This window comes from Streptomyces sp. NPDC041124 (assembly GCF_055592385.1).
Genome location: NZ_JBVIYR010000004.1, coordinates 106,611 through 125,881, shown reverse-complemented (window position 1 = coordinate 125,881; position 19,271 = coordinate 106,611). Strand labels below are relative to the sequence as shown.

Below are 19,271 nucleotides of genomic sequence, written 5' to 3'. Positions count from 1 at the left end.
CTCCGGTGCGAGGCAATCGGCCGGGCCACGGGCCGTACGGGCTCAGCGCGCCGCCCGCTCCCGGCGGGGGCCCGGGGAGGAGACGGGATGGCCGGCCAGGCCCCGCCGGGCCTGGTCCAGTGCCTGTTCGGCGACCTCGCGCACCTCGGCCACGACGTCGCCGCGTTCGCTTACCAGACGGTCGTAGACGGGCAGGTGGTCCTCGGCGGGGGGAGGGGATGTCACGTCGGTCCTGTCCTTCTGTGTGGGGGAGTCGTGCCGGGCGCGGTCGGACCGTCCCGCGATGACGAGGACGGACGTACGGGCCCGTAGAGGACAGCGCCGTCCGGTCGCCGCGGTGTTACTCCCGGTCCCGGGATGTCCCGAATGTGTGCGGACGGCCCCCGTCTCGCGGACAGGACCTGGCCGCGAGCCCCGCTACCGTGCCGGTATGACGAAGACGAAGCGGAGCGGCCCTCCGTCGGCCGCCGTGCTCGGTACGCGGGCCCTCAACCGGGCCACGCTCGAACGGCAACTGCTGCTGCGTCGTTCTCCGATGTCCGCCGTGGACGCGGCCGGGCACCTGCTGGGCCTGCAGGCGCAGAACGTCAAGCCGCCCTACTACGCGCTCGCCGCCCGCCTCGACGGGTTCACCCCCGAGGCGCTGTCCCGGCCGATGGCCGACCGTGACGTCGTCCGCATCGTCACCCTGCGCTCGACCATCCACACCCACACCGCCCGCGACTGCCTCACCCTGCGGCCGCTCGTGCAGCCCGCCCGCGACCGCGAGATCCACCAGTTCCGCGCGGGCCTCACCGGCGTCGACCTGGACCGGCTCGCCGCCCTCGCCCGTGAACTCGTCGAGACCGAGCCGCGCACGATGGGGCAGCTGCGCGAGGCCCTGCTGGCCGAGTGGCCCGACGCCGACCCGCAGGCCCTGGGCATCGCCGCCCGCTGCAAGCTGCCCCTGGTGCAGATCACCCCGCGCGGACTGTGGGGGCGCGGCGGGCAGGTCGTGCTCACCACCGCCGAGCACTGGCTGGGCCGCCCCGCCGAACCGGCACCGGCCACGCCCGACGAGACGGTGCTGCGCTACCTCGCCGCCTTCGGACCCGCCTCCGTCAAGGACATGCAGACCTGGGCCGGACTGACCCGGCTGCGCGACGCCTTCGAACGGCTGCGTCCCCGGCTCGTCAGCTTCCGGGACGAGGGCGGCACCGAGCTCTTCGACCTCCCCGACGCACCCCGCCCCGACCCGGACACCCCGGCTCCGCCCCGCTTCCTGCCCGAGTTCGACAACCTGCTCCTCTCCCACGCCGACCGCACCCGCGTCGTACCGCCCGAGTACCGGGGCCGCAGCTGGACCGGCAACGTCGCCCACCGCACCCTCCTCGTCGACGGGTTCCTGGCGGGACTGTGGCGGCTGGACGAACACGCCCTCGTCGTCGAGGAGTTCGCCCCGCTCGGCCGGGCACGGAGGGAAGAGGTCACGGCGGAGGGCGAGCGGATGCTGCGGGTGATGCACCCGGACACGGCGTACGACATCCGCTTCGGGACGGTCCGTGCCTGAAGGCGGGCGTGGATAGGGGGCGTTGCGGGCTGCTCGTGGAAGCTCGCAACGCCCCCTGGCTTGCCACCTGAGGGGTGCTCAGGAACTCATGGGGTCCGCCGGCCCGCAGGTCCGGGCGCGGTGACGGGGAGGAGAGAGCCGCGCGGGGGCGGCGGCAGCGGCCTGTCGTGCGCGGGTGAGCCCTGACATGGGTCTCCTCACGGGTTGCCGGTGTGGGGGCGCGCGGGTCGGAGGTCGAGCCCGGGGGCTCCGGCCTCCGTGTGCCCGGCGGGCGGCACGGCGTTCACGCTACGACCGCGGCGCGGGCCGCCCCAATGAGGGAACCCCCTAAGCGATTCGGGGCAGGGAAAACCCTCGGTCCCCTCCCCGGGGAGGGGACGTCACGTCGAGCGGCGGCCCGCCGCCAGCCGGACGATGTCCACCCGGGACCGTATGCCCAGCTTGCGGTACACGCGGGTGAGCGTCGCCTCCACCGTCTTGACGCTGATGAACAGCCGGCCGGCGATCTCCCGGTTGGTGGCGCCCTCCATCACCAGCGCGGCGACCTGGCGTTCCATCGAGGCGAGCCCGTCCAGTACGGCCGGAGTGGCGGCCGGTACGGGCTCCGCCTCCGCGGGACCCGCGGCCACGGCCTTGTCCACCTGGCGCAGCCACGGCAGGGCGCGGCAGCGCCGGAACAGCCGGGCCGCCTCCTCGTACCCGCCCGGCCCGGGGTTCCTGGAGCGCAGCCGGGCCAGCGCGAACGCCGCCCGGGCCTCCTCCAGGCCGTACCCCAGCTTGGCGAGCCGGTCCTGCGCCGACGACAACTGGGCCAGCGCTGCCTGGTGTTCACCCCGGGCGGCACGCACCATGGCCTCCGCGCGGTCCAGCACCGCCAGCACACTCGCCCGGTTCAGCCGCACCGCGTGCACCCGGGTGACGTTGATGAGCTCCTGCGCCTCGCCGGGCTCACCGATCCGCACCAGCGCCTCGGCCAGATCGCCCTGCCAGCGGCCCCGCGCGGGGTCGTTGATGCCCATGGCGTGCTCCAGCTCCCGCACCCGGCGCAGCGACCGCACGGCGGCCTGCGCGTCCCCGGCGACCAACTGGGCGTAGCCCAGGGCGGCCAGGGCCAGGGACAGGTACAACTGGTCGCCGTCCACCTCGGCGTGGTCCGCGGACTCGCGGGCCAGCGCCAGCGCCCGGTCCACGTCACCGCCCGACGCCTCCGCGAGGGAGGCGAGCATGGCGGAGGCGCTCTCGCCGATGCCGGAGTCGCGGGCCAGCCGCAGGCTCTCCCCGGCCACGTCCAGGGCCCGCCCGCAGTGACCGTGGCGCAGTTCGGTGTCGGCGAGCAGCCGCGAGAAGTGCACCTCGCTCTCGACCATGCCGCGCCGCCGCGCCTCCCGCAGCAGCGCGGTGATGGCCGTACGGGCCTCGGGCAGCTGGTCGCTCATCAGCAGCCAGCGGAACCTCGCCATCGCGGCGCCGTTGTGGTGGGAGGCCACATCGGGGACCTGCGGCTCCTGGAGGGCCCGCTGGATCGTCCGGGGAGCGTCGGGGTGGCCCATCAGGGTCTCGGTGGACGACTGGAAGGCGAGCGCCATCAGTTCGGTGCGCCGGTCCCCGCCCCGGGCGGCCAGCTCCGCGGCGTGGGCGGCCTCCTGGCGGGCCTTGGCGAAGTCACCGTCCACCACCACCTCGCGCCAGGCGAGCTGGTAGTGCACCAGCGCCAGCAGCCGGGGGTCGTCACCGGCGTCGGCCAGCACCTGCGGGAAGACGGCGTCGACCTCGCCGAGCGCCTGACCGGCCGCCTCGATGACCACCATCCAGGCCCGCACCCGCTCCGCCGGCACCGTCGCCCGGGTCAGCACGTCCCTGGCGATGTCCCGGGCCAGGTCGACCTCGCCCGCGGTGATCGCGTCCTCGGCGGCCTGGAGCCGCCGCTCGTCCGGGCCCGGCTCGCCGTCGGCGGGGGTGTGCCGGGCGGCGAGCAGCCCGAGCGAGGCGGCGACCGACGGCGCCCCGCGGTCCCGGGCCAGCGCGGCGGCCTCCGCGAGCCGGGCCGCCACCTCCGGGTCGGCGCCGTTGGCGGCCAGCGCCAGATGGCGGGCCCGCTCGATGGGATCGGACGCCGCCGTGGACAGCGCCGTGTGCACGGCCCGCCGCTCCTGCGCCGGCGCCTCCGCGTACAGGGCGGCCGAGATCAGCGGATGCGCGAACCGCACGGCCGGCTCCTCCGGATCGGTCGCCAGCAGCCCCAGGGCGGCGGCCTGGGCCGTCTCGGCCTCGGCGTTGTCCCGGCCGGCCGCGTGCAGCAGCGCCAGCGTGGGGCGGGCGCCCGCGCTCGCCACGAGCAGGGTGCGGCGCGCCTCGTCCGACAGCATCTCCAGCCGGCTCAGCACCAGCGCCCTCAGTGACGTCGGCACCGGCAGCGGCTCGCCCGGGCGTGGCCGGGCGGAACTCTCCGCGAGGGCGCGGCCCAGCTCCAGCGCGAACAGCGGGTTGCCCGCGCTGGTGCGGTGGATGTCACGGACCGTGGAGCGGGACAGGCCCGTGTAGCCGCGGTGGTCCAGCAGCGCGGACACCTGCGTGCGGGAGAACGGGCCCAGCCGCACCGCGAGCGTGTCCGGCGGGCAGGCGCGCAGATGACGGTCGTACTCCTCGCCGTCCGTGCGCACCGCGCACACCATGCGCACCGGGCTGTCCCCGAGCCGCCGGGCGGCGAACCCGAGCAGCTCGGCGCTGGCCGGATCCAGCCACTGCAGGTCGTCGGCGACGACCAGGACCGGCCCCTCGTCGGCCAGCGCGCGCAGCGTGGACAGCACCGCGAGCCGCAGCGCGAGCCCGTCCCGCTGGAGCGTCGACTCGCCGCGTCCGGTGAGCGCCGACTCCAGGGCGGTGCGCTGGGCGGCGGGCAGCCGCGGGGCCACCTCGTCGAGGACCAGGCCGAACAGGTCGGCCAGCGCCAGGAACGGAAGATGCGATTCGGACTCCGTGGCCGAGCAGCGCAACACCGTGTGCGCCGCCCCGGCGTTTTCCGCCGCGAGTGCCCGCAGCACGGTCGACTTTCCTATTCCGGCGGGCCCGTGCAGCAGCACGCTGCCGCCCCGGGCGAGCTGCTCCCGCGCGTCGGAGAACAGCTCCTCCCTGCCGATGACCAGGTCGGGGCGGTACCTGGCAGACTCCTTGAAGTCCCGTCGCACGGTCACCGCTCCCCTCCGTGTGGCGTGTCCTGGCCAATATTAGGCAACAGGCTCCTCAATTCCGGACGGACGGTGTAGTGAGGCAAATTACAGCGGGCGCGGCAACGATAAATCCAAACATGTACCACTGGTAATGCCCGGTTCGGGTCATCACCGCAAATCTAGGGCAACCGCCCCGCCCTCCGTGCCGCTACCACCGCCCGCCCCCCGTGTCCGCACCCCCCCCGGCTTCCGCATCGCGGAGCGCGGATACGCCCTGACCGTCTCCGCCGTCACTCCCAGCTTCCCCCACTGCCCGGGCTCCGCCGGCCCGCCGAAGGCGACCGGGAGCCCTCTCGCGCGCCGCAGCCGGGCCGGCGCCCCGCGGATCTCCACCGCGTCCCCCGCCCTCGTCGGGTCAGCGTTCACCTCCTTCGCCCTTTCATCACGCCTCCTGTGCGACGCCCACCCCCGTTCGGGGTAGTGAGACCTGCGTCACGGATCACACGATGGCGGAGAGCCGCCCGGCAATGGTCCGGCACGAGGAGGAGACATGACAACGGGGACGGACGTGTTCCGCAGGGCCCGGGACTTCCTGCTGGAGCACCGCGAGGACTACGCCACCGCCTACCGTGACTTCGTCTGGCCCCGGCCCGACCGGTTCAACTGGGCGCTCGACTGGTTCGACGTGATCGCGGACGGCAGCGACCGCACCGCCCTGCACCTCGTGGAGGAGAACGGCGACGAGGCCCGGCTGTCCTTCGCCGCGCTCTCCCGCCGCTCCGACCAGGTCGCCACCTGGCTGCGGGCGCGGGGGGTGGCCGCCGGGGACCGGGTGCTGGTCATGCTCGGCAACCAGGCCGAACTGTGGGAGACGGCCCTCGCCGCGATGAAGCTGCGCGCCGTCGTCATCCCGGCCACCCCGCTGCTCGGCCCCGCCGACCTGCGCGACCGGGTCGACCGGGGCCGGGTGGCGCACGTGATCGCGCGTGCCGCCGACACCGCGAAGTTCGACGAGGTCCCCGGCGACTACACCCGGGTCGCGGTGGGGGAGGGGGCCGCGGGGAACTGGCTGCCGTACGCCGACACCCACGCCGCCGCCGAGCGGTTCGCGCCCGACGGGCCGACCCTCGCCGACGACCCCCTGATGCTGTACTTCACCTCCGGCACCACCGCCCGGCCCAAGCTGGTCGAGCACACCCACACCTCGTACCCGGTCGGGCACCTGGCGACCATGTACTGGATCGGGCTGCGGCCCGGAGACGTGCACCTCAACATCTCCTCGCCCGGCTGGGCCAAGCACGCCTGGTCCAACCTCTTCGCCCCGTGGAACGCCGAGGCGACCGTCTTCCTGCACCACTACACCCGCTTCGACGCGCCCCGTCTGATGGCGGAGATGGACAGGGCGGGCGTCACCACCTTCTGTGCCCCGCCGACCGTGTGGCGCATGCTCGTCCAGGCCGACCTCGGCCGGCTGCGCACCCCGCCCCGGGAGGCCGTGGCCGCGGGTGAGCCGCTCAACCCCGAGGTCATCGAGCAGGTCAGGCGCGCCTGGGGCGTCACCGTCCGGGACGGCTTCGGGCAGACCGAGACCGCCGTGCAGGTGTCCAACAGCCCCGGACAGGTCCTCAAGACCGGCTCCATGGGCCGTCCCAGCCCCGGCTACCGCGTCGAACTCCTCGACCCGGTCTCCGGCGCGCCCGGCGCCGCCGAGGGTGAGATCGCCCTCGACCTCTCCGGCCGCCCGGTGGGCCTGATGGCCGGTTACCACGGGGACCCGGAGCGGACGGCGGAGGTGATGGCCGGCGGCTTCTACCGCACGGGCGACATCGGCGCCCGGGACGAGGACGGGTACCTGACGTACGTCGGACGCAGCGACGACGTCTTCAAGGCGAGCGACTACAAGATCAGCCCCTTCGAGCTGGAGAGCGCCCTGCTGGAGCACCCGGCGGTCGCCGAGGCGGCGGTCGTGCCCGCGCCGGACGAGCTGCGGCTGGCCGTGCCCAAGGCGTACGTCGTGCCGGCCGAGGGCTGGGAGCCGGGCCCGGACACCGCGAAGGTGCTGTTCGAGCACTCCCGCGAGGTGCTCGCCCCGTACAAGCGGATCCGGCGGCTGGAGTTCGGCGAGCTGCCCAAGACCGTCTCCGGCAAGATCCGGCGCATCGCACTGCGCGAGGCCACGGCGGCCGGCTCCGCCGACGAGTACCGCGAGGAGGACTTCCGGTGACGGATTCCCCGCCGTGCGCCCCCCGCGGCACCGGTGGGGCGGCCCCGGATCGGTGACCCCTCCGGCGTCCGCGCGGGCAGGGCCTTGCGCCGTCAGGCGATCGACCGCCGGGAGACCTGGCGTGAGCCGCCCTCCGGGCCCGCGCACCCACCGGCTCACCGCCGCCGCCGTCCGTGCCCTGCCGACGCCGGTGCCCCAGGGCCTGCCGGGCCCGTCGGCCGAAGGGCCGAACCACTCCTCGGCCTGCTCCGCCGGGCCGAGGCAACCGGCGACAAATCGGCGACGTCCCGCCCACCTGTGGGTCTGATCATCAGTCCGGCAGGCCCGCCGGTATCCCGCCGGTGCGCGGGACGTCGACGCGCGTGCTCGCGCCCGGGGCATCGAGGGCTCAGTCCGAGCCGCCGCCTCCTGCGCACCCCCCGCCGGAGCCGCCGCCGCAGTAGAGGTGGCCGGCGCTGCCGTAGGCGTCGCCGCGGGGTGAGTGGCGGAGCAGGCGCTTGTGCCGGAGGCTCACCCGCTCGGTCAGTCCCGCCCGGAGCGCGAAGCGGGGGACGAGGACCCGCAGGGCGGCCTCGCCGTGCAGGGCGACGGCGAGGAGCCGCTCGTCGTCGGGAAGGTCACGCCTGCTCGCCGGCAGCGGGAACGCCTTGCGCAGCACCTGTATCCGGCGTCGGGCCGCCCTGGTGGACCCCAGCAGCGGGTAGCGCAGCATGCCCGCCTCCGCGAGCCCGACACGCAGTTCGGCCACCGCCCAGCGGACGTCCAGGTCCCGGACCAGCTCCCGTGTCCCGGTCGGCTCTTCCAGGCGGTGGTACACCGCGCTCTCCAGGTACGCCGCCCGCATCGCGCCCGTGAGGTCCCCGGGCCCGCTCTCCGGCTCCGGCAGCGGCGGCAGGGCCCGTCCCGCCTCGCCGTCGACCGCGTGCACCGTGCCGGGCGCGCCCGCCTCGACGGCGCCCCGCAGGTGCAGGGCGACGACGGCGACGGTGACCGCGGCGCGCGGCCCGCCGGCCAGCAGGGCGATCTCGTGCGGCGTCCCCCGGACGCGCGCGGTGTCGGCCATGGCAGGACACCCCCTCGACGGGGGCCCGCCGCCCCCGTGCCGGCGGGCCCCGTGTGGGAGGAGTGTGCCCGCCGGCGGGGACGGCCGAAGCCTTCGAGGGCCGTCTTCAGAGGTTCATTTGAGGGTGCCGTAGCCGGGCTACGGCCGATGCCGTACCGGCGCTCACGGCGCTCACGGCTCGTGGTGCTCCGACAGGCCGGGCCAGTCGTCGGGGCCGCCGCCCTGCCACTCGATGAGGTCGCTCTCCTCGACGTCGGTGACGTACAGGTCGGCCAGCCGGAGGATCTCGCCCACGTCGTCGGCGTGCGTGGCGAGACCCAGCGTCTCGTCGCCCGAGGTCACCCGCCGTGAGCCGTCCAGCGCGGGGGAGTGCACGACGATGTGGGGGTGCTCGGTTGGTTCTGCCATGTCCCCAGGCTGCTGCGCCGCGCGCGGATCCGCACCCCGGCGGCCGAGGGCGCCCGGACACCGAACCGTCCGCGTCCGGGCGGCCGGCGGGGGGATCGCGGCGGCTGGGCCGGCTCCCGAGGCCGGAAGCGGGCCCGCGGCCGGGAGCGGCCGTCGGCGGGGGGAGCGACGCGTCTCCCCCGCCCGCGCCGGAGCGGCTAGGTTGGGGCCCGTGCGACTGAGAGTGGAGTTCACGACCGAGCCCTTCGACCTCGACGAGGCGCCCGCGCACGCCGTGGTGGCCCGGCAGGTGATCGAGGCCGCCGGGCTGGACGCGGTGGACGTCGGCCCGTTCGGCAACACCGGCGAGGGCGGCGCGGAGGCGGTGCTCTCGGCCGTGGACGCGCTGCTGCGCCGGAGCCTGACGGCCGGCGCCACCCGCATCTCGCTCCAGATCAACGTGGTCGAGGAGGACGGCCGGTGACCGGCACCGGCGAGGACGCCTTCATCGCGGCGGTGAAGCCGCTGGTCGACGCCATGGGCGGCGAGATGCTCCCGCCCGACGAGGCGGGGACCGACGACGTCGTGCTCTCCTGGGAGGGCGCCGCCGCCGTCGCCGTACGGCTGCCGCAGCTCGGTGACTCGCTCGACCACATCCTCGCGGCCCTGGAACGCCGCAAGGGCGTGCCGCTGGCGGATCTGGACCGCAGGGCGAAGCAGGAGATCGTGCGCGGTCTGGAGGCGCGCGGGGCCTTCGCCGTGCGGCACGGAGTGGAGACCGTGGCGAGCGCGCTCGGAGTCAGCCGCTTCACGGTCTACAACTACCTCAACCGCGAGAAGGGCGCCTGACCCGCCCCGGCGGCCGGAACTCCTCCTCCACCGCCACGCAGGTTTCAACAAACTGTTGACGCGCGGTCCGTGACGGCGTTCACTGTCGGCACGCCCGTTCGCAGCGTCAGGCCGTTCGCGGCCACGGAGGCTCCCGTGACGTCGACATCCCCGCCCCCGGGCCTGGCCCGGTTCAACGCCCTGGCGGAGCACGCGGCGCTCGCCGCGCTCCACGAGGTCTGCGCGGCCGACGCCTGGGCCCGCCGGCTGCTCGCCGCCCGCCCCTGCGCCACCGTCGACGACCTGTACGCCGCCAGTGACGCCGCCACGGCGGAGCTGACCCGGGCGGACCTTCGCGAGGCGATGGCGGCGCACCCGCCGATCGGCCGCCCCCGGCCCGGCGACCCGGCCTCCGCACGGGAGCAGAGCGGGATGGCCGGCGCCCCGGACGAACTCAGGGCCGAGATGCTCGAACTGAACCTGGCCTACCAGGACAAGTTCGGCCACGTGTTCCTCATCTGCGCCACCGGCCTGACCGGCGAGCAGATGCGCGACGCCGTCAGGGAACGCCTCGGCAACGCGCCGGAGCGGGAGCGCGAGATCGTCCGCGCCGAACTGGGGAAGATCAACCGCGTCCGGCTGGCCCGCCTCGTCGACGTCGAAGGGGACTGACGCACATGAGCACCGACATCACCGCCTCCGTGTCCACGCACATCCTGGACACCAGCGTCGGCCGCCCCGCCGAGGGCGTCACCGTCCACCTCTCCGCCCGTCAGGGCCGGGAGGCCGGCTGGCGGCCGCTCGGCGACTCCCGCACCGGCGCGGACGGGCGGTGCGAGGACCTGCCGGCCCTGCCGGCCGCGACCACCCACGTACGGCTCGACTTCGCCGTGGAGCCCTACCTCGAGCAGCGCCGGGACGGCGGTACCGGCGCGTTCTTCCCGGAGGTGGCGGTCACCTTCGCCGTCGTCCCGGGCGAGCACTACCACGTACCGCTGCTGCTCAACCCGTTCGGCTACTCCGTCTACCGAGGGAGCTAGCGCACCATGCCCACGATCCTGGGACAGAACCAGTACGGCAAGGCCGAGAACCGCCTCGTCAAGATCACGCGGGACGGCGCCACCCACCACATCAAGGACCTCAACGTCTCCGTCGCCCTCTCCGGCGACATGGAGGAGGTCCACTACTCCGGATCCAACGCGAACGTCCTGCCCACCGACACCATGAAGAACACCGTGTTCGCCTTCGCCAAGGAGCACGGCGTCGAGTCGGCCGAGCAGTTCGGCATCCACCTCGCCCGTCACTTCGTCACCTCCCAGGACGCCATCCACCGGGCCCGCGTCCGCGTCGAGGAGTACGCCTGGGAGCGCATCGCCGTCTCCGACGCCGCGAAGGCCGGGCACTCGTTCGTCCGTGAGGGCCGGGAGACCCGCCTGGCGCAGATCACCTACGACGGCGAACGGTGGGAGGTCGTCTCCGGCCTGAAGGACCTGACGGTGCTGAACTCCACCGGCTCCGAGTTCCGGGGCTACCGCAAGGACAGGTACACGACGCTGGAGGAGGCCCACGACCGCGTCCTGGCCACCTCGGTCTCCGCCCGCTGGCGGTACCACTGGTCCGGTGACGACCAGCCGGCGCCCGACTGGGACGACTCCTACACGCAGGTCGGACGGCACCTGCTGGAGGCCTTCGCCGAGACCTACTCCCTCTCGCTCCAGCAGACGCTCCACCGGATGGGCGCGCGCGTCATCGACCACCGCGGCGAGATAGACGAGATCCGCTTCTCCCTCCCCAACAGCCACCACTTCCTGGTGGACCTCGAGCCGTTCGGGCGGGAGAACGACACCGCCGACGGAGCCGTGTACGTCGCCGCCGACCGGCCCTACGGCCTGATCGAGGGCACCGTCCTGCGGGAGGGCTGCGAGGCGCGGATCCCGGTGGACCTCACCAACCTCTGACCGCACCACCTTCCGGCAGCAGCAGCGAAAGGACGGACCATGGCAGCGGACCGCCGCATCGTCATCGAGAACTGCGCGATCGCGACCGTCGACGGCGAGGACACCGAGTACGCGTCCGGTCACCTCGTCCTCGCCGGCAACCGCATCGAATCGCTCGGCCCGGGCCCGGCGCCCGCGGGACTCGACGATGTCGCCCGGCGGATCGACGCCACCGGGCACCTGGCGACCCCCGGCCTGGTCAACACCCACCACCACTTCTACCAGTGGATCACCCGGGGCCTGGCCACCGACCACAACCTGTTCGACTGGCTCGTCGCGCTCTACCCGACCTGGGCGCGCGTCGACGTGCCGATGGTGCGTGCCGCGGCCCGGGGCTCGCTCGCCATGATGGCCCGCGGCGGTGTCACCACCGCCGTGGACCACCACTACGTCTTCCCCCGGGGCTCCGGCGACCTGTCCGGCGCGATCATCGCCGCCGCCCGCGACATGGGCGTCCGCTTCACCCTCGCCCGCGGCTCCATGGACCGCGGCGAGAAGGACGGCGGCCTGCCCCCGGACTTCGCCGTCGAGAGCCTCGACGACGCCCTCGCCGCCACCGAGGAGACCGTACGGCGGCACCACGACGCGTCCTCCGACGCCATGACCCAGGTCGCCGTCGCCCCCTGTTCCCCGTTCTCCGTCTCCACCGAACTGATGCGTGAGGGCGCCGGCTCGGCCCGTCGTCTCGGCGTGCGTCTGCACACCCACGGCTCGGAGACGGTGGAGGAGGAGAAGTTCTGCCACGAGCTGTTCGGCGTGGGCCCGACCGACTACTTCGAGTCGACCGGCTGGCTCGGCGAGGACGTGTGGATGGCGCACTGCGTCCACATGAACGACTCCGACATCGCCGCCTTCGCCCGCACGGGCACCGGCGTCGCCCACTGCCCCTCCTCCAACGCCCGCCTCGCCGCGGGCATCGCCCGCGTCCCCGACATGCTCGCGGCGGGTGTCCCCGTCGGCCTCGGCGTGGACGGCACGGCCTCCAACGAGTCCGGCGAACTCCACACCGAGCTGCGCAACGCCCTCCTCGTCAACCGTCTCGGCGCCCACCGGGAGGCCGCCCTGACCGCCCGTCAGGCGCTGCGCCTGGGCACCCACGGCGGGGCCCGCGTGCTGGGCCGCGCCGGGGAGATCGGCTCCCTGGAGCCGGGCAAGCTCGCCGACCTGGTGCTGTGGCGGATGGACACCCTCGCGCACGCCTCCATCGCCGACCCGGTGGCCGCGCTGGTCCTCGGCGCGGCGGCCCCGGTCACCGCGTCGTTTGTCGACGGCCGGCAGATCGTGGAGAACGGCCGTCTGCTCACCGCCGACGAGGACGAGATCGCCCGCTCCACCCGCGCCGAGGCCCGGCGGCTGGCCCGGATCACCGCACAGGGCTGAGCCCGCCCGATTCTCCGGCCGGAGGGGACGGCCCCCGGCCCTCCGGGGCGCGAGTGCGCCGACCTCCGGATGCGCCGCGGACGGCGTCATGCGGACCGGGCCGCCGCCACTTCCTGCCGCAGCCGGGGCAGCATGTCGTGGTAGACGCCGGGGCACAGGGTGTCGCCGTAGTCCTTGTGGCCGTAGAGCTGGGTGGAGGGGATGCCGTAGCGGTCGCACGCGTACGCGCACAGGGTCACCAGGACGTCCCACTGGGCGGTGGGCGGGACCGCTCCGGCGTGGTAGGCGCCCTCGCACGCGATCCCGACGGCGTAGTTGTTCTGCCCGGAGGTGTGGGAGCCGAGGACGAAGTTCCGGCCTCCGGTCAGTGCCTGGAGGCTGCCGTGCCGGCCCTCGGTGATCCAGCCGCCCCGGCTGACCAGGAAGTGGTATCCGGTGTCCACCCAGCGGTTCTTGTCCAGGTGCAGGTCCTGCACCCAGTGGGCGTGCGCGTGTGCCTGGGCGCGGGAGAAGTCACCGGAGTTGGTGCTCACCGTGTGGTGGATGACGATCCTGCTCGGCCGGTACTGGAGGAGGCTGATCGTGCCCTGCGGGGCGCGGGCGCCCCAGACCGCGGTGGAGTCGATGTCCGGTTCGACGGCGTCGGTCTCCCGTGCCTGCGCGAAGCCCGGGAGGGCGGTGGCGGCGGCCAGGCCGGCCGCGCCGGCGATCAGCAGGCGGCGTCGTGAGGCGTTCTCGGGGTGCACGGTCACTCCTCGTCGGAGGGGAGAGGGTGGGGGGACGTGGGGCGCGGGGGAGCGGACGGCGGACCGCCGCCGGCTCCCCCGCGAGATCGCGTGCGGGAGGGGCCCGGTGCCGTCAGGTGTTGTTGGCGAGCGCCAGGAGCCGGTCGCGGGAGCCGTTGAACTTGTTGCGGTCCACGTTGCCGGCGACGCCGCCGACCGAACCGGTGCTGGTGTACTGCCACACCGTCCAGGTGGGGAAGCCGCTCGGGATGGTCGGGGCGGAGGCGGAGGTCCAGTGCGCCACCCACAGCGGGCTCTTGGTGGACATGCCGGTCCAGTTGCCGGTGCAGGTGTTCCACCAGCTCGCCGTCGTGTAGATGACGACGTCACGGCTGGTGCGCGCCTTGTACGTGGTGTAGAAGTCGTTGATCCAGGTGCGCATCTGCGTGGTGGACAGGCCGTAGCACATGGCCCCGTAGGGGTTGTGCTCGATGTCCAGCACGCCGGGCAGGGTCAGGTTGTCGCGGGACCAGCCGCCGCCGTTGGTGGCGAAGTAGTTCGCCTGGGTGGCGCCGCTGGAGGCGTTGGGGAGCGCGAAGTGGTACGCGCCGCGGATGACGCCCGCGGCGTGGGCGGCGGGGTAGTTGGTGTTGAAGCGAGGGTCCTTGTAGCCGGTGCCCTCGGTCGCCTTCATCCAGGCGAACTGGATGCCGGAGCCGCGGACCGACGTCCAGTTGATGGCGCCCTGCCAGTGGGAGACGTCGATGCCCTGGACGCCGTCGGTCGGGGCGAGCACGCCCATCGACGGCTCACCGGCGGGGGCGCCCTCGTGGACGCGGGTGCCCGCGCCCATGTACGCCTCGCCGGGTTCGATGGTGACGCGGTCCCGGTCGGGCCGGGGTGCGGCGGTCGCGCCGCCGACGCTGGTGGCCGTCAGGGCGAGGGCGGTACCGAGGACGCCGAGTGCCGTGACGGTGCGTCTGCGGGTGCCGGTCGTAAGGCGGGGGAGAGAGAACATGGGACTGCCTCCTGGGACACACATGTGGGGATGAGCGAAGGAGGTGACGTCGGCCGCTGCCACCTGGGCAGATCCGTGCTGCGAGACATGTCTTTGACGTGCGCGCGTCATTAGTTACGCACGTAGATTCCGGGCCTGTAAAGAGCCTTCGTTCCTCTCTGGTGGTCTGGTCCACTGTAGGAGTGGATGGCCTGGAAACTTGGGATCCGGGCGGCGGAAACTTTCAGTGCGGAAACAAGGACGACGGCTTACCGAGGTCGGCAATCAGCCGCACGCCTTCGTGGTGACCTCGCAGACGTGCGGCACCTCGTCACGCTGGTCCCGGACGCGTCTGCCCGCGACTGCGGAGCGGTGGACTCGCGCAGCGTGACGTCCGACGCCGGCCTCGCCGGCCCTCCGCTGCGGCCGCGGACCGACGTCAGCAGTCCGTCGTGTTCGAGCTCGCCGACGCTGCGGCGAACCTGATCACGGGGCCTCGAAAGTGGTCACGGACAGCGCCTTGTCCATCCGAGTGGCGGTCAAGTCGTCGTGGCGGATGACGAAACTCGTGCAGTACGCCTCGTAGACCCCGGCTTCACTGGCGAGCGACACCCATTCGCCCGTCAGCCGGTGCTTTTCCTTCTCCAGGTGGGAATACCACGTCGCCACCGGGATGGCCGGGATCTCGCCCGCCTTCTCGCGTCCCGCGAGGGTCTGCTCGGCAATGCTGTTGATCACCTCGTCGTCGGCATACCCGCCGATGAAGACGCCGGCGTCGGAGGACCAGAGGCCGTGGGCCAGATCCCGGAGTTCGTCCAGGTGCGGCAGGTCATTCTCCATGTACCGGGCCAACTGCTGCTGGAAGGGTGACATGTCCTCCCGGTCGAGATCCTCCCAGTACTCGTGCCAGTCCTCGTCGCCCTCCTGGAGCCAAAGGGGCAGTTCGGCTCTGAGCTCGGCGCCGACGTCGACCCGGTCGCGGACACGCACGGAGCCGGGGGCTTGTGCGACGGCGGTCTCGGTGCCGTCCGGTACATACACGACGCGCGCATACCTCCCGGACCGGTCCTCATGGTCCATCTCCTGGTCCACGAAGAAGAGCAGCGTCCCGTCCTCCGGCAGGCCGAAGCCGTCGACTCTCGGCAGCGCCCCGCAATCGACGGAGAAGAGCAACGGCAGCGGACTGTCCCCGGCGGCCGGCCACTCCATGCCCACCGGCAGCCGGGGCAACCCACCGAACTGCCCGACCGGAGAACCACCGCCCGCCCCGGACAACCCGATCGACAAACGAAGGTGCCGGCTGAACCGGCTGACCTCGGCGTCCGGGATGCCCGACTCGAGCGCCGCCCGGCGAAACTCTCCCTGGTGATCCATGCCCGAGACGATAACCGCGTCCAACGCGGCGCTGTCAGCGGGGTGTTGGTGGGCGTGGCAGGGCGTGAGGGAGCGCGGTCGGTCGAGTCCGTCACCGCCCTTGCGGTCCCTGGCACGGGTGTCGGTGAGCTGCCGGGAACGACTGGAACAGGGGTCGCGCGGGTGGGACGGAGAAGCGCCCGCTCCGGACCTGCACGCGCATGTTCCGCCGCCGCCAACCGGTTACAGTCCGAAGAGGCTCGGGTCTTTCGCCAGATCCCGGAAGACGGCCGCCGGATCCGGCAGGAGCTTGCGCTGCTTCAGGTCCATCAGCCCGCCGACGCCCGTGAGTTCGGCGGCCACGGTGCCGTCGGCCCTGGTGATCGTCTGCTCGATGGTGAAGATCTTGCCGCCGCTCCAGAGGAAGGCGCAGCTCACGTCGGCCTCGTCACCGGCGAGCAGTTCCCGCCGGTAGCGGATGGTGGTCTCCAGGGCGACCGGTCCGACGCCCTGGGAGAGCAGAGCGGACTGGGTGATCCCGGCCGCCTGGAGCAGCGACCAGCGCGCGTGCTCCGCGTAGTTGAGGTACACGGCCTGGTTGAGGTGGCCCTGCACATCGGTCTCGTATCCGCGCACGGTCACACGGACGGAAAACGGCTCGCTCATCCCGGCTGTCCCCTTCATGCCTGTTCGGTTGCCTGGCCCCACGCACCGATCTTGGCATGTGCCTCACACGCGGCGCGGAGAGGCCAGCAGATAGCGCGCCTGCGTCCTCGGCTCCGTGTACTCCCCGGCCTGCCAGCCCGCCCCCTCCAGCGTGGCCGCGCAGGCCCGCAGCGCCTCGCCGTCCGGCTCGTACACGGCGACCGCATCCGGCTGCGGCGTCTCCCGCACCCGGTAACCGCCGTCCCCGGAGTCCGCACCGCCCGGGCGGTGTCCGGCGGCCTCCAGAGCGAGCGCGGCGGCCCGCACCAGGTGCGAGCGCTCCCAGGCGCAGGGCCGGTCCGTCGCACCGTCGGAATTGGTCATCCGGCGCAGCTCCAGCATGCCCTGCCAGGCGCCGCGCACCTCCCGAAGACGGGCGGGACCGTCTCCGGGAGCCGTCTCCTCACCGCCCACCCGCGCCGCGAACCCGCCGGTCGTGGCCGGCTGCTCCGTCCGCTCGGGCTCCGGCTCCGCCTCCCGGACGCGGTGCCCCGCCGGTGTCAGGAAGTGATCGTGCGGCGGCCTCGCATGCCGGAACGCCAGCCCGCGCTTCACCAGCGCCGCGAGCTGCGCCTCCGACCCCTTCAGCCGCCCGGTCACGGGATCGGCGGCCTCGATGAGACGGCGCTGCGCGGCGGTGGGCGGTCGGTTCATCGGCGTCCGGAGGCGTAGGGGAGGAAGGCGGTCCACTGGCGGGGGGTGAAGGTGAGACGGGGGCCGTGTATGTGCTTCGAGTCGCGTACGTGGACGGTGTCCGAAGTGGTGGCGACTTCGACGCAAGCGGGGCCGTCGTCTGTGCTGTAGCTGCTCTTGGACCAGGTGAGTTCGGTACCGGGCTGCGCGGTCATGTCTCTCCAAGGATCTTTTCGATGAGGGCCAGCGACTCTCGTGGCGGAAGGGCCTGGGCCCGGATGACTCCGTACCGCAGTTCCAGAATCTGGATCTCCCTCCTCTCCGAGATCAGTCGGCTGGTCCGCTGAACCTCGTTGTGCGCCACTGTGCTGCCCTCCGTGAGCCGCAGCAGATGGAAGGGTCCGCCGAGCCCGGCGTTGTCCTCGCGATCCAGGGGAAGGACCTGGATCTCCACATTCCGCCTCTGCCCCACATCCAACAGCCGTTCGAGCTGGCGGCGCAGCACCATTCTGCCCCCGACCCGCCGTCGCAGCGCAGCCTCATCATGCACGAAGCTGAAGGACGTGCTCAGCCGTGTGCCCTCGATGATCTGCTGACGGGAGAGACGCGCAGCGACCAGTTGGTTCATCTCATCCTCGGAAAAGGCCGGCCGCCGTGACCTGAACACCGCCCGCAGGTACTCCTCGGTCTGCAACAGCCCGTTGACCACGGAGTTGTCGTAGGCGCAGATCTCGACCGCCTCCGCCTCCAGCTTCGCCAGGTCCCGTACCTTCTTCGGGAAGCGAGCCTTCTCCACGTCCTTCTTCAGCCCCGCGATGAGGCCGCCCGCGTCGAGGACCCGGTCGGCCGCGTCCAGGAACTCCTCCATCGGCGCCCGCCGTCCGCGCTCGACGGACGACACCTGCTCCTCGCTGTACCCGATCGCCGATCCGAGACCGGCCTGGGTCAGCCCTCCCCGCTCCCGGCACATCTTGATGACCCGCCCGACGGTCCGCAGGACCGCCGCCGACTCCTCGTCCGCCCCGTAGGGTTCCACGCTCATGTCCCCACACCTCCGTGCTCCACCCGGTGTCCAACACACCGCCGGTGCGGAACGTCACGCGTCGCGACCCGGACAGGCCCGGACAGCTTCCGTACGACGCGCCCGGGTACGGCCGCCGGGACTGTTCACGACGGAATCGCGCGACCACGCTGAGTGACATGAACGTCGAGATCGCCCCCGTGGACGAACACACCGGCCCCGCCCGCCACTTCCGCATCCGCCTCTCGCCCACGGCCCGGGGCGCCCGGCTCGCCCGTCACCTGACGGCCGGGCAACTCGATTCGTGGGGATGGCCGTACGACTCCGACGGCAACCGCACCGCGTCGCTGCTGGTGGCCGAACTCGCCGCCAACGCCGTACGGCACGGGCGCGCACGGGGCCGTGACTTCGGACTGCGCCTGACCCTCTACCCGCCGGACACACTCCGCATCGAAGTCACGGACGCCCGCCCCGACCGTCGTCCCCCGGCCCCCGGCACGCTCACCCTCGCGGACGTCGATACGGAGTCCGGCCGCGGCCTCCTCCTCGTCGAGGCCCTGTCCACCCACTGGGGCACGACCGCCGGAGACCCGTACACCAAGACGGTGTGGTGCGAAGTACCGTTGCAGTGACGGCTGTCAGGGATCCGGTCGAAGGGGCAGGGGCAGGACGATGAGCGTGGTGGAAAGCTGGTCCCGCGTGATGAGTCTGCTCAGGGATCACGCCCCGGCCGATCACGCGGATATGTCCGGACCCGCCACCGAGGAGGTGCTCGCGTCCGCCGAGGAGCGGATGGGGCTCTCCTTCCCCCAGGACCTGCGGGCGTGGCTGCTCCGCAACAACCTGGATCTCGCCGAGGAGGACGTGGACGACGACGTGCAGTGCTGCGGCTTCGCCGGCTTCACCGACGAGGGGAGCTTCTTCCTGGGCGTCCGTGCGATGGAGAGGCTGTACGCGAACCGCGTGACGTCCGTGGGCTTCGACCCTCCGGACCAGCCGGACCGTCCCTTCTGGCGCAACGAGTGGATCCCGTTCCAGTCGGACCAGGACGGCTGGACGGGCAAGTTCATCGACGCGCGGGACGGGCGCATCGGCAGGTGGTTCGTGGGCGAGAACACGGTCACGGGCGAATACGAGTCCCTGGCCGGCTACTTCGACTCCGTGGCCGAGACACTGACCGCCATCACCGACGGAAGCCACCCGGTGTGCCGGGTGGCCGAAGGCCGGCTCGTCTGGTCATGA

Annotated in this window: 21 protein-coding genes; 10 read left to right on the top strand and 11 right to left on the bottom strand. The window is 72.9% G+C overall.

Features of this window, described 5'->3' with window-relative positions; translation table 11 throughout:
* Window positions 1-42: 42 nt before the first annotated feature.
* Window positions 43-225: a hypothetical protein gene (locus ACZ6A9_RS12275; protein WP_468983316.1), complete on the bottom strand. Its 183-nt coding sequence runs from the start codon at window positions 223-225 to the stop codon at window positions 43-45.
* A gap of 205 nt (window positions 226-430) precedes the next feature.
* Here ACZ6A9_RS12275 and ACZ6A9_RS12270 point away from each other — a divergent pair, with 205 nt between their 5' ends.
* Window positions 431-1,549, top strand: a complete 1,119-nt coding sequence (locus ACZ6A9_RS12270; RefSeq protein ID WP_468983314.1) for a winged helix DNA-binding domain-containing protein — start codon at window positions 431-433, stop codon at window positions 1,547-1,549.
* A 380-nt stretch (window positions 1,550-1,929) separates the two neighbouring features.
* Here the strand turns inward: ACZ6A9_RS12270 and ACZ6A9_RS12265 are convergent, their stop codons facing one another.
* Entirely contained in the window at window positions 1,930-4,740 is a 2,811-nt protein-coding gene (locus tag ACZ6A9_RS12265; protein ID WP_468983311.1) for an ATP-binding protein, read from the bottom strand.
* 526 nt (window positions 4,741-5,266) lie between these two features.
* On the opposite strand from ACZ6A9_RS12265, the gene ACZ6A9_RS12260 reads away from it, so the two are divergent.
* On the top strand, window positions 5,267-6,940 hold the full coding sequence (locus ACZ6A9_RS12260; RefSeq protein WP_468983308.1) for an AMP-binding protein: 1,674 nt from the start codon (window positions 5,267-5,269) through the stop codon (window positions 6,938-6,940).
* A gap of 388 nt (window positions 6,941-7,328) precedes the next feature.
* Here the strand turns inward: ACZ6A9_RS12260 and ACZ6A9_RS12255 are convergent, their stop codons facing one another.
* Window positions 7,329-8,003 carry a TIGR04222 domain-containing membrane protein gene (locus ACZ6A9_RS12255; protein WP_468983306.1) on the bottom strand — a complete coding sequence of 225 codons (675 nt, stop codon included), beginning with the start codon at window positions 8,001-8,003 and terminating at the stop codon, window positions 7,329-7,331.
* Window positions 8,004-8,174: 171 nt separating this feature from the next.
* The gene (locus ACZ6A9_RS12250) at window positions 8,175-8,411 is read right to left on the bottom strand and encodes a hypothetical protein (RefSeq protein WP_468983304.1); all 237 of its coding nucleotides are present in this window, start codon (window positions 8,409-8,411) and stop codon (window positions 8,175-8,177) included.
* A 211-nt stretch (window positions 8,412-8,622) separates the two neighbouring features.
* On the opposite strand from ACZ6A9_RS12250, the gene ACZ6A9_RS12245 reads away from it, so the two are divergent.
* From ACZ6A9_RS12245 to ACZ6A9_RS12220, 6 genes are all read left to right on the top strand, one after another.
* Window positions 8,623-8,874: a YkoF family thiamine-binding protein gene (locus tag ACZ6A9_RS12245; protein WP_468983301.1), complete on the top strand. Its 252-nt coding sequence runs from the start codon at window positions 8,623-8,625 to the stop codon at window positions 8,872-8,874.
* Window positions 8,871-9,239, top strand: a complete 369-nt coding sequence (locus ACZ6A9_RS12240; protein WP_468983299.1) for a helix-turn-helix domain-containing protein — start codon at window positions 8,871-8,873, stop codon at window positions 9,237-9,239. The genes ACZ6A9_RS12245 and ACZ6A9_RS12240 overlap by 4 nt, the downstream gene beginning before the upstream one ends.
* Window positions 9,240-9,374: 135 nt before the next feature.
* Complete coding sequence (gene uraD, locus ACZ6A9_RS12235) at window positions 9,375-9,890, top strand: 2-oxo-4-hydroxy-4-carboxy-5-ureidoimidazoline decarboxylase (RefSeq protein WP_468983297.1); 516 nt, start codon at window positions 9,375-9,377, stop codon at window positions 9,888-9,890.
* Between the two features lie 5 nt (window positions 9,891-9,895).
* On the top strand, window positions 9,896-10,258 hold the full coding sequence (gene uraH / locus ACZ6A9_RS12230; protein ID WP_468983295.1) for a hydroxyisourate hydrolase: 363 nt from the start codon (window positions 9,896-9,898) through the stop codon (window positions 10,256-10,258).
* Between the two features lie 6 nt (window positions 10,259-10,264).
* Window positions 10,265-11,176: a factor-independent urate hydroxylase gene (pucL, locus tag ACZ6A9_RS12225; protein ID WP_468983292.1), complete on the top strand. Its 912-nt coding sequence runs from the start codon at window positions 10,265-10,267 to the stop codon at window positions 11,174-11,176.
* Window positions 11,177-11,215: 39 nt separating this feature from the next.
* Complete coding sequence (locus ACZ6A9_RS12220; protein ID WP_468983289.1) at window positions 11,216-12,595, top strand: 8-oxoguanine deaminase; 1,380 nt, start codon at window positions 11,216-11,218, stop codon at window positions 12,593-12,595.
* A gap of 86 nt (window positions 12,596-12,681) precedes the next feature.
* Here the strand turns inward: ACZ6A9_RS12220 and ACZ6A9_RS12215 are convergent, their stop codons facing one another.
* The 7 genes from ACZ6A9_RS12215 to ACZ6A9_RS12185 form a co-directional block, all read right to left on the bottom strand.
* Window positions 12,682-13,341, bottom strand: coding sequence for a peptidoglycan recognition protein family protein (locus tag ACZ6A9_RS12215; protein ID WP_468983287.1), 660 nt, complete (start codon window positions 13,339-13,341; stop codon window positions 12,682-12,684).
* A gap of 112 nt (window positions 13,342-13,453) precedes the next feature.
* On the bottom strand, window positions 13,454-14,338 hold the full coding sequence (locus ACZ6A9_RS12210; protein WP_468983285.1) for a lysozyme: 885 nt from the start codon (window positions 14,336-14,338) through the stop codon (window positions 13,454-13,456).
* Window positions 14,339-14,803: 465 nt separating this feature from the next.
* On the bottom strand, window positions 14,804-15,715 hold the full coding sequence (locus ACZ6A9_RS12205) for a DUF1963 domain-containing protein (RefSeq protein ID WP_468983282.1): 912 nt from the start codon (window positions 15,713-15,715) through the stop codon (window positions 14,804-14,806).
* Between the two features lie 198 nt (window positions 15,716-15,913).
* Entirely contained in the window at window positions 15,914-16,336 is a 423-nt protein-coding gene (locus tag ACZ6A9_RS12200; RefSeq protein ID WP_468983280.1) for an acyl-CoA thioesterase, read from the bottom strand.
* A 63-nt stretch (window positions 16,337-16,399) separates the two neighbouring features.
* On the bottom strand, window positions 16,400-17,029 hold the full coding sequence (locus ACZ6A9_RS12195) for a hypothetical protein (protein WP_468983277.1): 630 nt from the start codon (window positions 17,027-17,029) through the stop codon (window positions 16,400-16,402).
* Complete coding sequence (locus ACZ6A9_RS12190; protein ID WP_468983275.1) at window positions 17,026-17,223, bottom strand: DUF397 domain-containing protein; 198 nt, start codon at window positions 17,221-17,223, stop codon at window positions 17,026-17,028. Before ACZ6A9_RS12190 ends, ACZ6A9_RS12195 begins: the two co-directional genes overlap by 4 nt.
* Window positions 17,220-18,050 carry a helix-turn-helix domain-containing protein gene (locus ACZ6A9_RS12185; RefSeq protein WP_468983272.1) on the bottom strand — a complete coding sequence of 277 codons (831 nt, stop codon included), beginning with the start codon at window positions 18,048-18,050 and terminating at the stop codon, window positions 17,220-17,222. Before ACZ6A9_RS12185 ends, ACZ6A9_RS12190 begins: the two co-directional genes overlap by 4 nt.
* Window positions 18,051-18,208: 158 nt before the next feature.
* Between ACZ6A9_RS12185 and ACZ6A9_RS12180 the strand changes: the two genes are divergently transcribed.
* Window positions 18,209-18,661, top strand: a complete 453-nt coding sequence (locus tag ACZ6A9_RS12180) for an ATP-binding protein (protein WP_468983268.1) — start codon at window positions 18,209-18,211, stop codon at window positions 18,659-18,661.
* Between the two features lie 40 nt (window positions 18,662-18,701).
* Window positions 18,702-19,271: an SMI1/KNR4 family protein gene (locus tag ACZ6A9_RS12175; protein WP_468983265.1), complete on the top strand. Its 570-nt coding sequence runs from the start codon at window positions 18,702-18,704 to the stop codon at window positions 19,269-19,271.

Coding starts and splice junctions, on each gene's coding strand:
- ACZ6A9_RS12180 (WP_468983268.1), top strand. CDS start 18,209: ATGAACGTCGAGATCGCCCCCGTGGACGAACACACCGGCCCCGCCCGC.
- ACZ6A9_RS12190 (WP_468983275.1), bottom strand. CDS start 17,223: ATGACCGCGCAGCCCGGTACCGAACTCACCTGGTCCAAGAGCAGCTAC.
- ACZ6A9_RS12200 (WP_468983280.1), bottom strand. CDS start 16,336: ATGAGCGAGCCGTTTTCCGTCCGTGTGACCGTGCGCGGATACGAGACC.
- ACZ6A9_RS12210 (WP_468983285.1), bottom strand. CDS start 14,338: ATGTTCTCTCTCCCCCGCCTTACGACCGGCACCCGCAGACGCACCGTC.
- ACZ6A9_RS12250 (WP_468983304.1), bottom strand. CDS start 8,411: ATGGCAGAACCAACCGAGCACCCCCACATCGTCGTGCACTCCCCCGCG.
- ACZ6A9_RS12255 (WP_468983306.1), bottom strand. CDS start 8,003: ATGGCCGACACCGCGCGCGTCCGGGGGACGCCGCACGAGATCGCCCTG.
- ACZ6A9_RS12195 (WP_468983277.1), bottom strand. CDS start 17,029: ATGAACCGACCGCCCACCGCCGCGCAGCGCCGTCTCATCGAGGCCGCC.
- ACZ6A9_RS12270 (WP_468983314.1), top strand. CDS start 431: ATGACGAAGACGAAGCGGAGCGGCCCTCCGTCGGCCGCCGTGCTCGGT.
- ACZ6A9_RS12185 (WP_468983272.1), bottom strand. CDS start 18,050: ATGAGCGTGGAACCCTACGGGGCGGACGAGGAGTCGGCGGCGGTCCTG.
- uraH (WP_468983295.1), top strand. CDS start 9,896: ATGAGCACCGACATCACCGCCTCCGTGTCCACGCACATCCTGGACACC.
- ACZ6A9_RS12220 (WP_468983289.1), top strand. CDS start 11,216: ATGGCAGCGGACCGCCGCATCGTCATCGAGAACTGCGCGATCGCGACC.
- pucL (WP_468983292.1), top strand. CDS start 10,265: ATGCCCACGATCCTGGGACAGAACCAGTACGGCAAGGCCGAGAACCGC.
- ACZ6A9_RS12175 (WP_468983265.1), top strand. CDS start 18,702: ATGAGCGTGGTGGAAAGCTGGTCCCGCGTGATGAGTCTGCTCAGGGAT.
- ACZ6A9_RS12260 (WP_468983308.1), top strand. CDS start 5,267: ATGACAACGGGGACGGACGTGTTCCGCAGGGCCCGGGACTTCCTGCTG.